This is a genomic window from Halomonas sp. N3-2A, assembly GCF_002216165.1.
GTDB lineage: Bacteria > Pseudomonadota > Gammaproteobacteria > Pseudomonadales > Halomonadaceae > Vreelandella.
Window position 1 is genome coordinate 1,137,379 of record NZ_CP022286.1, and the last position, 12,216, is coordinate 1,149,594.

At 49.0% G+C, this 12,216-nt stretch carries 15 protein-coding genes; 12 read left to right on the forward strand and 3 right to left on the reverse strand.

Going from position 1 to position 12,216, the window contains the following annotated elements; translation table 11 throughout:
* The first annotated feature begins 435 nt into the window (after window positions 1-435).
* The 7 genes from CEK60_RS05290 (at window position 436) to CEK60_RS05320 (ending at window position 5,246) form a co-directional block, all read left to right on the forward strand.
* A complete protein-coding gene (locus CEK60_RS05290) occupies window positions 436-828 on the forward strand; it encodes a TipAS antibiotic-recognition domain-containing protein (protein WP_089038139.1) in 393 nt (130 codons plus the stop codon).
* A 298-nt stretch (window positions 829-1,126) separates the two neighbouring features.
* A complete protein-coding gene (locus CEK60_RS05295) occupies window positions 1,127-2,524 on the forward strand; it encodes an MATE family efflux transporter (RefSeq protein WP_089038140.1) in 1,398 nt (465 codons plus the stop codon).
* Entirely contained in the window at window positions 2,521-2,955 is a 435-nt protein-coding gene (locus CEK60_RS05300; RefSeq protein WP_089038141.1) for a glyoxalase superfamily protein, read from the forward strand. The genes CEK60_RS05295 and CEK60_RS05300 overlap by 4 nt, the downstream gene beginning before the upstream one ends.
* A gap of 255 nt (window positions 2,956-3,210) precedes the next feature.
* Complete coding sequence (locus CEK60_RS05305; protein WP_089038142.1) at window positions 3,211-3,834, forward strand: peptidase E; 624 nt, start codon at window positions 3,211-3,213, stop codon at window positions 3,832-3,834.
* 34 nt (window positions 3,835-3,868) lie between these two features.
* On the forward strand, window positions 3,869-4,396 hold the full coding sequence (locus CEK60_RS05310) for a GNAT family N-acetyltransferase (protein WP_157698002.1): 528 nt from the start codon (window positions 3,869-3,871) through the stop codon (window positions 4,394-4,396).
* Window positions 4,397-4,450: 54 nt separating this feature from the next.
* The gene (locus CEK60_RS05315) at window positions 4,451-4,792 is read left to right on the forward strand and encodes a 5-carboxymethyl-2-hydroxymuconate Delta-isomerase (protein ID WP_089038144.1); all 342 of its coding nucleotides are present in this window, start codon (window positions 4,451-4,453) and stop codon (window positions 4,790-4,792) included.
* A gap of 88 nt (window positions 4,793-4,880) precedes the next feature.
* The gene (locus tag CEK60_RS05320; protein WP_089038145.1) at window positions 4,881-5,246 is read left to right on the forward strand and encodes an SH3 domain-containing protein; all 366 of its coding nucleotides are present in this window, start codon (window positions 4,881-4,883) and stop codon (window positions 5,244-5,246) included.
* A gap of 168 nt (window positions 5,247-5,414) precedes the next feature.
* Here CEK60_RS05320 and CEK60_RS05325 read toward each other — a convergent pair whose 3' ends face one another.
* Entirely contained in the window at window positions 5,415-6,323 is a 909-nt protein-coding gene (locus CEK60_RS05325) for a LysR family transcriptional regulator (RefSeq protein ID WP_089038146.1), read from the reverse strand.
* A gap of 104 nt (window positions 6,324-6,427) precedes the next feature.
* Here CEK60_RS05325 and CEK60_RS05330 point away from each other — a divergent pair, with 104 nt between their 5' ends.
* Together CEK60_RS05330 and CEK60_RS05335 are read left to right on the forward strand one after the other, a co-directional pair.
* Window positions 6,428-7,546, forward strand: coding sequence for an FAD-dependent monooxygenase (locus tag CEK60_RS05330; protein WP_089038147.1), 1,119 nt, complete (start codon window positions 6,428-6,430; stop codon window positions 7,544-7,546).
* A gap of 21 nt (window positions 7,547-7,567) precedes the next feature.
* Window positions 7,568-8,068 carry an AAA family ATPase gene (locus CEK60_RS05335; RefSeq protein WP_089038148.1) on the forward strand — a complete coding sequence of 167 codons (501 nt, stop codon included), beginning with the start codon at window positions 7,568-7,570 and terminating at the stop codon, window positions 8,066-8,068.
* A 151-nt stretch (window positions 8,069-8,219) separates the two neighbouring features.
* Here CEK60_RS05335 and CEK60_RS23000 read toward each other — a convergent pair whose 3' ends face one another.
* Both CEK60_RS23000 and CEK60_RS05340 read right to left on the reverse strand, forming a co-directional pair.
* Window positions 8,220-8,444 carry a hypothetical protein gene (locus tag CEK60_RS23000; RefSeq protein ID WP_446718652.1) on the reverse strand — a complete coding sequence of 75 codons (225 nt, stop codon included), beginning with the start codon at window positions 8,442-8,444 and terminating at the stop codon, window positions 8,220-8,222.
* Window positions 8,445-8,455: 11 nt separating this feature from the next.
* Entirely contained in the window at window positions 8,456-8,977 is a 522-nt protein-coding gene (locus tag CEK60_RS05340) for a glutaredoxin domain-containing protein (protein ID WP_446718653.1), read from the reverse strand.
* 304 nt (window positions 8,978-9,281) lie between these two features.
* Here CEK60_RS05340 and CEK60_RS05345 point away from each other — a divergent pair, with 304 nt between their 5' ends.
* From CEK60_RS05345 to CEK60_RS05355, 3 genes are all read left to right on the forward strand, one after another.
* Window positions 9,282-10,196, forward strand: coding sequence for a cation diffusion facilitator family transporter (locus CEK60_RS05345; RefSeq protein ID WP_089038149.1), 915 nt, complete (start codon window positions 9,282-9,284; stop codon window positions 10,194-10,196).
* 111 nt (window positions 10,197-10,307) lie between these two features.
* Complete coding sequence (locus tag CEK60_RS05350; RefSeq protein WP_089038150.1) at window positions 10,308-10,985, forward strand: DsbA family protein; 678 nt, start codon at window positions 10,308-10,310, stop codon at window positions 10,983-10,985.
* The gene (locus CEK60_RS05355) at window positions 10,985-11,968 is read left to right on the forward strand and encodes a M23 family metallopeptidase (RefSeq protein ID WP_089038151.1); all 984 of its coding nucleotides are present in this window, start codon (window positions 10,985-10,987) and stop codon (window positions 11,966-11,968) included. Before CEK60_RS05350 ends, CEK60_RS05355 begins: the two co-directional genes overlap by 1 nt.
* Window positions 11,969-12,216: the final 248 nt, after the last annotated feature.

The following is a 12,216-nucleotide window of genomic DNA, read 5'->3' on the forward strand; positions in this document are numbered from 1 at the left end:
GGACGAAACCCGGTTTTTGGGTTTTCGGGCCGGTCATGGAGAAGGTCTTGATGAGCTGACTCGGCAGATATAAACCAACCACAGTCGAAAACTGGACGTGCGCCGAAATGAGCTTCATAGAACTTCCAAGTTTTCGATAGTTTGTGAGTGATAATGGTCAAGCTCGCGGATTGAATGACCATAAAGCTTCCCCTCATAGATGGTTTAGTTATTCAGGCTTGATAAGGCAATTTAGTGCATAGTGAAGGTGGGTGTTTTGAATATTTCGGCCAAGTGTGGCCGGACGTAGAAGCATCTTTTAGCTTAGCTAAGAAAACTGAGTCAAGTGAGAAGGCTCAATGAGAATAAAATTCATGCAATCGATAAGCGTATGATGGCGAGTATTATGTGAAAATCTGAATTGGTCGTTTTTACTTTATTGGAAATAGGGAAAGTATGTACATAAATGAGTTAAGTGAAAAATTTCGCGAAGAATGTAGAGTCGCATTGAGCGAAGAACAAACAAAGAGTCTATCGGAAACGAATAACTGGTCTCATGTAGATCGAGCTAAAGTACATTCTGACTGGGACGTTCTTTATAAAAAGATGGTTTCTCATGTAGATGCTGCTGATCCTAGCAATGAAGGTGTTCAAAAGTTGATAGCTGAACACTATGAAATAGTCAGCCGCTTCTACGTTCCTAGTGAAAAAGCATATATTGGAATGGCGCTGTTTTACGGTGAGAATGAAGGTATGAAAATATTCCATACTGAGTACCATTCAAACATGATCAACTTTGTGGGTGATTCAATCTGCTTCTACGCGTATCAGAAGTTGAAAAACACATAACAAGCAAAGGCAGGCGGATACTTCGGGCGTTATTATTTGCCCCTTAACCCTCGAGGAGGTAGGGCTATAAACACTTCAAAGCTAGATATCTCGTTACGACTAGGCTGATGCCTTCCTGCTTGACATATGCGTTGGTAAGGTCCTAAAGTCTGCGGCTAAAGGTATCGGGCACCTGCCGCCTGCAGACGCAAGTCACGGTGAAGCCCGACGGTACGAACATACTCACTCTCGAAGCATTTCGTAGGTGGGCAATGCAGGCCCCCATCAAGAACGAAATGCCTCATTTGAGGAGTGAATGATGTCGTCCCGACACTCACCTGACAATCGTTTTTTGATTGCCCCCATAGGGCGAACTTTCTTAGCTAATGCATTTCCAATGATGCTCGTCATGACAATGAACGGGCTGCTGAATGTTGTCGACGCCACTTTTTTAGGGCACTTCGTCGGCACCAATGCCTTAGCTGCCGTCAGCATCGTCTTTCCGGCCTTTATGATCACCGTTGCCCTGTCGACTCTTGTCAGCGGTGGTATGTCGAGTCTTCTGGCCCGTCACCTGGGCGCGGACGCAAGAGATCAGGCTGCGGCAGTCTTCACCCGAGCACATGGGTTGGCACTCTGTATCTCACTCACTCTGATCGTGATCTTCCTGGTAGGAGGGCGTGCCGCCGTTGGCTACTTGACGGATGGGCAGAACGGCATCACTGGGATGGCCCACACTTATCTATCGATCATGATCTATGCGACGCCGTTACAGTTCCTGCTTGGGCTGCATGCGGATGCATTGCGCAATGAGGGCCGGGCGGGGTTCATTGCGCTAATGTCGGTTGGGGTGACGCTTGCTAATATTGCATTGAACTATGTGCTGATCGTTATTTTTGACCTCGGCGTCGCCGGGTCAGCCTGGGGCACGGTGCTAGCCCAGGGCCTGGGCTTGGGGCTATTGATTGGCCTGCGTGTGCGTGGAGACGGATTACTGCCGCTTTCATCGCTCGGCAGATATCGCTGGTCTGGGGGCTGGCGCCCTATACTAGCCCTTGGGGCACCTCTCAGTCTCAGCTTCATCGGTATCGCGCTTGTCTCGGCGACTCTGATCGCAACCCTGCGGCTGACAGCAGAGGTTGGCTATGCCGACACTATCGCGGCCTACGGGATCGTCACTCGGATCTTCAGCTTCATCTTTCTACCCTTGATGGCTATCGCGCTCGCAACCCAGAGTATTGTCGGGAACAATGTCGGCGCGGGGCTCTACCTTCGGTCGGATGCTGTACTGCGACTCGCACTCGGCACAGCACTGTTTTATTGCGTTGCAGTTGAGATCATTCTGCTCGGCAGCAGCCACTATATTGGGGCGGGCTTTGTCCGGGAACCCGTCGTAGTGGCCCAAGTGGGAGCGATCCTGCGTCCGATGATGTATTTTTACTTCGTCGTTGGTCCGCTTCTAGTACTAGCGCTCTATTTTCAAGCGGTGGGACAGCCGGGGAGAGCAGCGATTCTGACGTTAACCAAACCTTTCTTACTGAGTCCGGCACTGATTGTTGCGCTTGGGTTCACCAAAGACGCCGAGGCGATTTGGTTCGCGTTTCCAATTGCCGATGGCCTCATGGCTAGTCTTGCAGTTGTCATCGTGATTGCCAGCCTGAAACGGCATACCACCGGCTCCGGATTCGGGCTGGCAATACAGGGAGAACCGACATGAGCCTGAAAACGCTCGCGGAAGCCAAGGCGCAGGCAAAATCGCTGCGCCAAGCGCTTGCCGCTGCAGGAACACAGATTAGTCACGCTCAAGCGCTGGAGCTCATCGCCCAGCAAAACGGGGTGCGGGACTGGAACACGCTTTATGCTCGGCTGTCAGGTGCCGAACCAACGCCCTTCAATATCCATGAAGAGGTTCGTGGCCAGTACCTGGGGCAAAATTTTAGCGGCCGGATTGTTGCGATATCTAAGGTGGGAAAAAGCTATAGGCTTTCGATACAGCTGGACCAGCCAATCGATACCGTCCAATTTGCGAGCTTCTCCAACATGCGCCGTCGTATTAGGGGCGTCATTGATCAAGAAGGTCGGTCACCACAAAAGACGTCGGATGGCACGCCGCAATTAATCGTCGAGCCTCTCGTGCGCCGCAGGTAAATAGCGCCGGCACTTCAACCAGGTAATGTGGGCGGGAGTTGCGAACCGTCCACACCTCTACCTAGGTATGTTTGAGCGCACGCTACATTACCTGATCGAATAAAAGTTAGACTTATCGGTTTTCCATCCGAAGTATCGCAATGATCTTTACCCAAAACTAACCAACATGGAAGGTGGTAGATAGGGCTCGGAAATGGATTTTCTACAGCCTGTTAAGCCTCTATAATGACAGCATTTAGACAATAAGGAAGTCGAATGAAAAACATGTTTTTAACTTCATCTTTCGTAGATGTTGCCGATCTATTTGTGAAATTTACCAGCGCAAAATGTGTAGGAAAAACGGTTACGTTCATTCCTACTGCAAGTCTAGTCGAAGAGGTCAATTTTTATGTGGCCGCAGGCAGAGAAGCACTCGAGAAGTGTGGGCTAATTGTTGATGAGCTTGAGATTTCAACTGCTCCAAGTGAAGAGATAAACAGCAAGCTTCAAAAAAATGACTATATCTATGTCACTGGTGGAAATACTTTCTTTTTACTTCAAGAATTGAAGAGAACTGGTGCAGATAAAATCATAAAGGAACAAATAAGTTCAGGGAAAATGTATATCGGAGAGTCTGCAGGCTCTATCGTTATGTCACCTAACATCGAATATGTGAAAGACATGGACGATTTCACGGCGGCACCTAGTGTAGTCTCTTTTTCATCATTAAATATGGTTGATTTTTATCCGGTACCACACCATACCAACGCTCCTTTCAAGCAAGTCGTTGAAAGCATAATCACTAGCTATGATGAAAAAATAGACCTTTGCCCAATTAGTAATACGCAAGCAATTATCATCAATGGCGATGAGTTTGACGTCTGGACGGCCAAAACTTAACTAGACACAGCTGTTCGCTGACTGTGGTTACGAGGTGCTTGTTCCTCGCGCCGCTAAGCTTATTATAGAAGAACAAGGAAGTCGTAAATTGCCTGTCCGTAAAGCTAGGGAAGCTGATCTGAAAGCCATTTTCCAGCTTTCTAATGAGATCAATAGCATTCACTATTCGCATATGCCGCATGACTTTGCGAAGCCAGATGGAAGTAATCGTGATGAGCCATATTGGCGGGGATTCATGAATGTGGGTGACTCTGCGGTTTTCGTGACGGAGGACAATGGCGTATTAACAGGCGTCGTGGCTGTGTCGGTATCAACTTCAACGCCATACCCATTTCTGACTTCTCGGCCCCGTGGGCACGTAGCCACAATAGTAGTGGCCGAAAGCCATCGTGGAAGGGGGCTAGGCCGCGAGCTTATGTCTGCTGCTGAAACTTATGCAAAAGAGAAAGGTGCTGAGGATATCAAGCTAGAGGTAATGGAGTTCAATGCGGACGCTTTAAATTTCTATAGAGAATTGGGCTATGGAAACTTTTCGTTCCGCCTTTCAAAGCCTTTGCCCTGACAAGCGCAGTAATGGCGGCGGCAGTTCCTTGGGGTTTATATTTTGGAGTAGTTCGTGCCACATTGCATTGTTGAGCATTCCGCATCACTGGACGGTGAGTTGATATTACCATTGGTATTTTCAGGTGCCATGACGTCAGCGCTATTTGAGGCAGATGGTAGTGATATAAAAGTCAGATCAATCGCTTACCAAAGCTACCTGACGGGGCAGGCAACGTCTGAGTTTGTGCATGTGGTGTTAAAAATTCTGTCAGGTAGAACCCTTGCCCAAAAGCAAATGCTTTCAAGATCGGTATTAGCGCAATTGCAAACACTTGAGCTTCCACGTTGCTCGTTAACCGTCGAGGTTGTGGATATTGAGCGTGCCAGTTATTCAAAGTGGGTGAGTGAGTCATAGCAAGGTGAGGTATGCGCGACCTGCGGCCATTGTAATGCTCACAAGTTCGCATATCTGAAATGGGCGTTAATCAGAGTTAGAGAGCCATATGAGCATCAAGGAATATCTCGTTGTTAGTTCACATGAAAGTGAGTTTCCTAACCCAATCACTTTCAGAAAAGGTGACCCTCTTGTTGTTGGCGAGGAGTATGAGGGAGCTGAAGAGTGGGATAACTGGTTTTTCTGCAGTTCTCCCGGGCAGGAACCAGGCTGGGTGCCTGGGCAAGTTATTGAGCGACTAGGAAATTCAGTGGGGCGTGCACTTGATGACTACACAGCTAGAGAGCTTAATGTGCGGGAAGGTGAGCGACTAACTGGCGCAAGAATTTTGAATGGATGGCTATGGTGTGAAAAATCTACCAGCAAAGAATCAGGGTGGGTTCCATTAGAGAATTTGCAAGAGGTTGAAGAGTAGTCGCGGTGCTGGCAATGCCATCAATTTGCCGCCGGACGCTTGTTCCTCGCATCGTTTATGATGGTAGCCCAGTCGCAGGCTTTAGGGTGCGGCTATAAGCGTAACTACCATGCATATGTCTTCAGGCTGACGTTGAGTAGCAGGTGGAAGCTGATATAGAGGAGGTCATCACGAGACTTTATTTCCATCTGAATCAAGATCCACAATTGCTAATCTTAGGTGTTCCAAAAATACTCTCACTTTTTCCAGCGGGTATTTTTTTCCCGAGTAAAACGCATATAACACGAGATCCTCTGGCTGGCAGTTAAGATCAATCTTGATAAGCGATCCATTTTCTATATCTGCTTGGCATGCATGAGTGGGTAAAATAGCAAAGCCAAGTCCCTTCAGCGCGGCAGCTTTAGCCATGTAGCCACTGTTGACCTTATAGCTGGATTGCACCTGAATGGTCTGGTTATGCTTGAATCGCCAGGGCATGCCTTGCAGGACAGACAGGCTGGTAATGCAGGGCGCTTTGCTCAGTTCATCCAGTGAGCTCGGCAATCGGTGATGCTCAAGAAGCTGCGGCGCGGCAACTACGCAACTCGGCCAGCGTTGGATTTCTTTAGCGACCCAGCCAGAATCCTCCAATGGCCCTCTACCGAAACGTAATACTAGATCGAACCCTTCTAACAAGCCTTCCGAAGGGTTTAATTGGGTGTCGCAGCTTAGTTGTATTTGAGGATGCTGGAGGCAAAAATTTGCGGTGATTTCGGCCAGAAAGGGGAGGTCAGGCATGATGATCTTAAGGTGGCCGGATAAAGAGTCACCATGCAGTGAGGCTTCTTCAAGTGCGTCATTCATTGCTCGTGTGAGCGGCGTGATAGCTTGATAAAGTTGCTTGCCTGCAGCGGTTGGTATCATCTTGCGGGTGGTGCGCTCCAATAGTCGCAAGCTAAGTTGTTGCTCCAATAACGCGACATGGCGGCTGACATTGGATGTTGGCAATTGAAGCTGCTCCGCTGCACGCTTAAAGCTCAGCTGTTCATATACCGCCTGAAAGCTCAGTAGCCATTGAAGCTCGATTTTTTCAATCATAGATTCTCTCATAAAATGGGATTAATAACGCAATAATAGCGTGTTTATCCCCGAGAGTGGCTTTGTGACAATCTCTACCGAATTTAACTATTGAGGTAGGGTCGATGAAAAACACTAATCGTATTGCCATTGTTGGTGCAGGGGTTGCTGGAATAGCGCTGGCAATACTCGCCACACAACAAGGCTATCAAGTGAGCGTGTATGAGCGTGACAGTAAGGTCTCGTCCATTGGTGCTGGCGTGACTTTATGGCCAAATGCAATTTTTGTTCTGCAACAGATGGGGGTGGAAAAAGAGCTAAAACACCTGGGTGGTGCTCCCCGTTTAATGCGTCAGTTTGATCAATTTGGCGTTTGGCAGGGTGAGCTTGATATTGAGGAAGTGAACCTGCGGAGTGGCTTCTCCAGTATAACAATATTGCGCCGTGATCTTATGGGCATACTGGCCAAGAGGTTGGATGATTTGGGGGTAAAAATACACCTTGGTTGCCCAATGACGGCGCAGGATATTGACCGATTAAAGCAAGAGTTTGACGTGGTGGTAGGAGCCGATGGGAGAATGAATTCGGTGGTGCGTCACACGCTATATGCCGAAAAGGTGAGCCCCCGTTATCAAGGATTCATTAATATCATTGGTATCAGTCAGTTGAATGAAGGTGTTTTAGATAACGCCATCCATGATTTTCGTGGCTTGGGTGAGCGGTTTGGAATTGTCCCTATGAATAATGGGCTATGTTTCTGGGCTGGCGCATGGAATGCCGATATTGATAAACAACGGCCCTTATCTGCTTGGTATGATGAGCTGCATCAGCGTTTTCGCTGCTGGCCTGACCCGGTACGCAACGTGCTGAAATTCTATGATGCAGCATCGCTCAATCGCATTTTTGTTCATGATCTTGATCCCCTGCCTTATTGGCATCAAGACAATGTTGTCATTATTGGAGATGCGGCCCATGCGTCTTTACCAACATCTGGGCAGGGAGCATGTCAAGCGCTGGAAGATGCGTGGCATCTTGTCAGGCTTTTGGGAGAGCAAGGTGAGTTGGAAAGTGTTCTGACAAGTTTTTATCAGCAGCGAATCGTTAAGACGTCCTCAGCTCAAACCGTTGGAAGACAGGTGGCCGAGAGAATTTTTGGAACACAACTTGCGTCTCAGCCAGCGACTTTAGGCATTTCTGCTGAGCAATTAAGCCTGTTATGGATGCAGGGATTAGAAACGCAGTAGGCGTAGTTAAAGGAGTAAGAAATGAGTTCTTATGGAACGTTAATATTTTTCTGCGGAAAGATGGGCGCTGGAAAAAGCACGCTGTCTGCCAGCATTGCGCGTGAGCGCGGCGCCGTGCTGCTTTCAGAGGATGACTGGTTATCTGCTCTTTTTCCTGGCGAAATCAACGATTTCAACGACTACATCAGCTACTCGTCACGCCTTAAGCCATTGCTTAGGGAACACGTTGAGCAAATACTTTTGGCAGGCACCACTGTGGTTCTAGATTTCCCCGGCAATACCAGGAAGCAAAGGGCATGGTTTAAGGATATCTACTCGCCACGCGGGATACCCCACGAACTGTACTATGTGATGGCAGAAGACGAGGTTTGTCTAAAACAGCTGAAACAGCGCCAAAGGGAGCAGCCTGAGCGGGCGAGCTTCGATACCGAGGAGGTTTTCAGGATGGTAACGGGCTACTTTGAGCCTCCCGAAGAATCAGAGGGATTCAATGTCCAGGTTGTCGAGCGGGCGTTGACATAACGTCCGTGCTGTTTATCTAGATGCGTTTGGTGCCGTTTTATCTGCATTCGTGGGCCGACGTCCCTCCTTGGTTGAATTAGCTGAATACAACCTGAATATAGTCCAGTTAATTATCTGCCCCAGATTACGCTTTAGCGTAAGAAAGGTAGGCTTAACTTACCAACATGCGTAATGGTATCCACAGACCCATGGCGATCATTACCAGATTTTCGGTTAACGATACAAAGCCCAGCGGCACATTACTGTTTCCGCCTACGCAGGCACACTTCAGCTCCCGCTTGTCGATATACACGGCTTTAAACACAGAGACGGCACCTACCGTACCAACAAAGAGGGCAAGCGGCGCGGCGAACCAGGTTAATGCCCCGGCCAGCATAAGCAGGCCAGCTAGTGTTTCGGCATAGGGTAAACGTAGCTGTAGGGCACATAGCGCTGAGCCAGCAAATCGTAGTTCAAAAACATATTGCTGAAACTTTCGACATCCTGCAGTTTTTGTAGGCCAAGTAGCACCATAGCGGTAGCCACTGCATATTCCGGCATGCGCGCTGTGAGAAACGAACCCTGGACGGCCCAGCTAATCGATAGACCTATTAGTAGAGCGACGGCAAAAATCGCCAGCACGGGCCGATAAGTCTTTTCTTTTGAATTGGAAACGTTCAAACCTAAGTGTTTGCGTAGTTCTTCATAGCCTCCAATGCGGCTATCACCGATGTATACCTGGGGCGTGGTGTCGACGTTTTCTTGAGCCTTGAACGCGTCTATCTGATCACGGGAGGTTAACGTATGATCGTCAACCTCAAAGCCTTTACGCTTGAGTAGATCAACCGTTTTCAAACCGAACGGGCACATATGCTCGGCGGTTTTCATCCGGTAAACCCGTGCAGAGGTAGTAGGTGTTGACCTTGGCATTGTGCCTCCTTTGTTAAAAACATGGTGTTAATTAAAAGCATAGAACCTTTGTGCCGCACACAGGCAAGAGTTGTTGTCACTGCTTTCTTATACGGTATTAATCTGAAACGAGTCTGAACCCAGCGGGCAGAATATGATCCATAGCAACTTTTTTTCATTTTTCAATAGGTTACAAGGCTTTACCTTGAGGCAGCGGATGTTCTTCCCAATCCAGCGGTGCAGATAGACAGTGCGCAAGGGTTGAAGCTTTAGTTGCTAGAGGTTTTATAGTACCGAGAACAGATAGTTCTAGAGAGAGTAGCCGATGGGACATTATCATGATCATTCCCACATTGATCCTGCCTCTGGCGACCGGCGTGTCAGCATTTCCATATGGGCCAATGGACTCTTAACCATCGCTCAAATTGTCGGTGGCGTTATGGCGGGAAGCCTATCTCTGATCGCGGATGCATTACATAACTTATCTGACATGGCAGCGCTAGTTATTGCCTTTGCCGCTCGTAAAATCGCCAGGCGGCCCGCCGATGCGTACATGACCTTTGGCTATGGCCGCATCGAGATAGTGGCAGCACTCATCAACTACACCACCCTCATTATTGTCGGCGTCTATCTGATTTACGAAGGCGCTATGCGGATGATCGATCCTCCTGAGATAGAGGGATGGACGATCGTGATTATTGGTGGCGTCGCGCTTGTCGTTGATGCTCTTACCGCCGTGCTCACTTGGTCAATGCAAAAAGAGAGTGTCAATATCCGCGCTCTTTTTCTGCATAACTTATCGGATGCGTTTGCTTCCATCGCCGTGATTATCGGAGGTTCGCTTATTTTGCTGTATGACATGCGCTGGGTAGACCCCGCGATCACCATAGGAATTGCGCTATATATTCTTTACCTCGCTTTCTCTGAAATTGGTGGTCCTATCCGTACGCTAATGCTGGGTTCTCCCCCGAACATTGACGGGCAGGCTGTCGTTGAAGCGGTGCAAGATATCGACGGAGTCCAGGATATTCACCACGTGCATCTATGGCAGATGCAGGAAAATACAGTAGCCCTTGACTGCCACGTGGTTCTGACAGAAGCCGGTTGGCAGCAGCTTGAATCCGTCAAAGCAGAGATCAAGGAGGAGTTGAAAACGCGCTTCAGTATTGCTCATTCCAGCCTAGAGTTTGAGCATAGCGACCACGCGCATCAAAATGCCAATCTATATGGGCATGAGTGATAGACCGAGGCTGGCTCTGGGCTCAAGTTGGTAGCGGGCGGCCTACTCCCAGCGTAATTGGCTTATTTTTCAACTTGGCTTTCCACCCCATTGCTAAAAAAGAGAGAAAAAATGTTCAAGAAAGCGTCTTTTATCTTGGCCAGCACGTTAATGCTGGCCACTGCCATCGTCGCTGTATCGAAACCTGCGCTCTTAGACATACAAGCTCAGGCAGCAAATGAGAGCGGCGCCCAGGCCGACAACTCCTTGGTGCGTTCACATTCCCCCATCTTGGGGCGAGAAGATGCGCCGGTGACGATTGTGGAGTTCTTCGATCCAGCTTGTGAAGCCTGCCGTGCTTTCTATCCCCTGACAAAAAGCATTCTGGAGACCTACCCAGAAAAAGTGCGACTTATCGTGCGCTACACCCCTTTCCATGGCGACGTATCGGACAAGGCCATTCGGGTATTAGAAGCCGCCCGTCGGCAGGGCGTCTTTGAGCCGGTACTGGAGAGGCTGCTAGCTCACCAGGACCAATGGGCTTCGCATGGCAGCTTTGATGAATCTGCTATCCTCGATATCGCTAGCCAAGCGGGCCTTGATCGAGCGGCTGCGGAAAAACAATTGACCTCTGCTGAGGTGCAGGCGGTAATTGATCAAGACATGGCGGATGTCAGAGCTAATCAGATTCGCCAAACACCAACCTTTTTTGTCAATGACCAACCTTTAGACCCCTTTGGTATGCAAGAGCTGATTGATGCCGTTGAGAGTGAAGTAGCTGAAAATTCTGAGAAAGAGGGTGGTCAGTGATGCAGCGCTGGTATTTACTAAGCTTGGTGGGGTTTTACCCCTTGCTAGTGGAAGCTAATTGGCAAGCGCATCTTTCATTGCCACCGTCTAAACATAGTCTTGTCAGTTTACAAAAGGCTAGCGAGCAAGAAGGCCTTTTACCGCTTGATAGCGTTGATACCCTGACCTTTGGTCGTGATGTGATCATTGATACCACCCTCTACGAGGCTTTAGCAGCAGAAGATGTCCCTACGCGATTCGCCAGTAAATTAGAAATACTGCTCAGCGAGTTTATCGCAGCGCCGCTGGAGCTTTCAGGCAACGAACGTATTCAATTAGTGTGGGAGGAAGATCGACGCCAGGACGGCGCCCGTGTTGGGCCACCACGCCTCAATTATGCTGCTCTTCCTGACCAGACAGAGCCCTTAGAGGTTATCTGGCCAGAAACCCCAAAGGGTGATGTTGCTCTTTTCAAAAGCAATACCCTACTAGGCACGTTGCGGTTACCCGTGCTTAGTGCTCGCTTAACCTCTCGCTTTGGCAATCGACGACATCCTGTGTATGGAGGAGTCCGCCCTCACAATGGAATTGATTTGGCTGCACCAGCGGGGACGCCAGTTATCGCCATCGCACCTGGGCGCGTATCCTTTATGGGTCGCCAGGGGGGATATGGGCAGGTGGTTGAGGTGGAGCACGACACAGGGGTCGTTAGTCGCTATACACACCTTAGCCGATTCTCCTCCCAGTTAGTGGTTGGGGATTTAATCAACGCGGGAGAGCTGCTTGGAGAGGTAGGTGCCTCTGGGGTCACCACTGGCCCCAACCTGCATTATGAAGTGAGGATCAATAACCAACCTGTTGATCCCCTTGGCCAAGGTCAACGCATCATGCTAGGCGAACAACTGACTCAAAGTGAATATCAAACATCACTTTACGAGGCAAGAAATCGCTTGGAACAAGCTATCGGTACGGCGTCTATGTATGACTCGATCTCGTATAACTAGTTATAACCATCTGTGCTTAGCAACGTTGTATGGACTGTAAGTAATGTGAACGTGTGCTTGCTTCGTTTTGGAACCCGAGCCGTGTAATCACTCATCTATTGCAACACAGGTAAGTAGGTGTGGAAGAGGTTTCTCTTGCCACCATGCGGTGTTTGGTAAGCCTTGTGGCAGGCTTGATGACGGCTGTTGGTGTGCTCCACGTCTTGTTTACCTAAGCACCAAATCTTGGTGTTAGCGATTTAGCCTTG

What these genes read in the sequence shown, in the direction of transcription:
- CEK60_RS05300 (WP_089038141.1), top strand. Translation starts at nt 2,521, where the DNA reads ATGAGCCTGAAAACGCTCGCGGAAGCCAAGGCGCAGGCAAAATCGCTG.
- CEK60_RS05340 (WP_446718653.1), bottom strand. Translation starts at nt 8,977, where the DNA reads ATGCCAAGGTCAACACCTACTACCTCTGCACGGGTTTACCGGATGAAA.
- CEK60_RS05345 (WP_089038149.1), top strand. Translation starts at nt 9,282, where the DNA reads ATGGGACATTATCATGATCATTCCCACATTGATCCTGCCTCTGGCGAC.
- CEK60_RS05350 (WP_089038150.1), top strand. Translation starts at nt 10,308, where the DNA reads ATGTTCAAGAAAGCGTCTTTTATCTTGGCCAGCACGTTAATGCTGGCC.
- CEK60_RS23000 (WP_446718652.1), bottom strand. Translation starts at nt 8,444, where the DNA reads ATGCTGGCCGGGGCATTAACCTGGTTCGCCGCGCCGCTTGCCCTCTTT.
- CEK60_RS05295 (WP_089038140.1), top strand. Translation starts at nt 1,127, where the DNA reads ATGTCGTCCCGACACTCACCTGACAATCGTTTTTTGATTGCCCCCATA.
- CEK60_RS05325 (WP_089038146.1), bottom strand. Translation starts at nt 6,323, where the DNA reads ATGATTGAAAAAATCGAGCTTCAATGGCTACTGAGCTTTCAGGCGGTA.
- CEK60_RS05330 (WP_089038147.1), top strand. Translation starts at nt 6,428, where the DNA reads ATGAAAAACACTAATCGTATTGCCATTGTTGGTGCAGGGGTTGCTGGA.
- CEK60_RS05290 (WP_089038139.1), top strand. Translation starts at nt 436, where the DNA reads ATGTACATAAATGAGTTAAGTGAAAAATTTCGCGAAGAATGTAGAGTC.
- CEK60_RS05320 (WP_089038145.1), top strand. Translation starts at nt 4,881, where the DNA reads ATGAGCATCAAGGAATATCTCGTTGTTAGTTCACATGAAAGTGAGTTT.
- CEK60_RS05355 (WP_089038151.1), top strand. Translation starts at nt 10,985, where the DNA reads ATGCAGCGCTGGTATTTACTAAGCTTGGTGGGGTTTTACCCCTTGCTA.
- CEK60_RS05305 (WP_089038142.1), top strand. Translation starts at nt 3,211, where the DNA reads ATGAAAAACATGTTTTTAACTTCATCTTTCGTAGATGTTGCCGATCTA.
- CEK60_RS05335 (WP_089038148.1), top strand. Translation starts at nt 7,568, where the DNA reads ATGAGTTCTTATGGAACGTTAATATTTTTCTGCGGAAAGATGGGCGCT.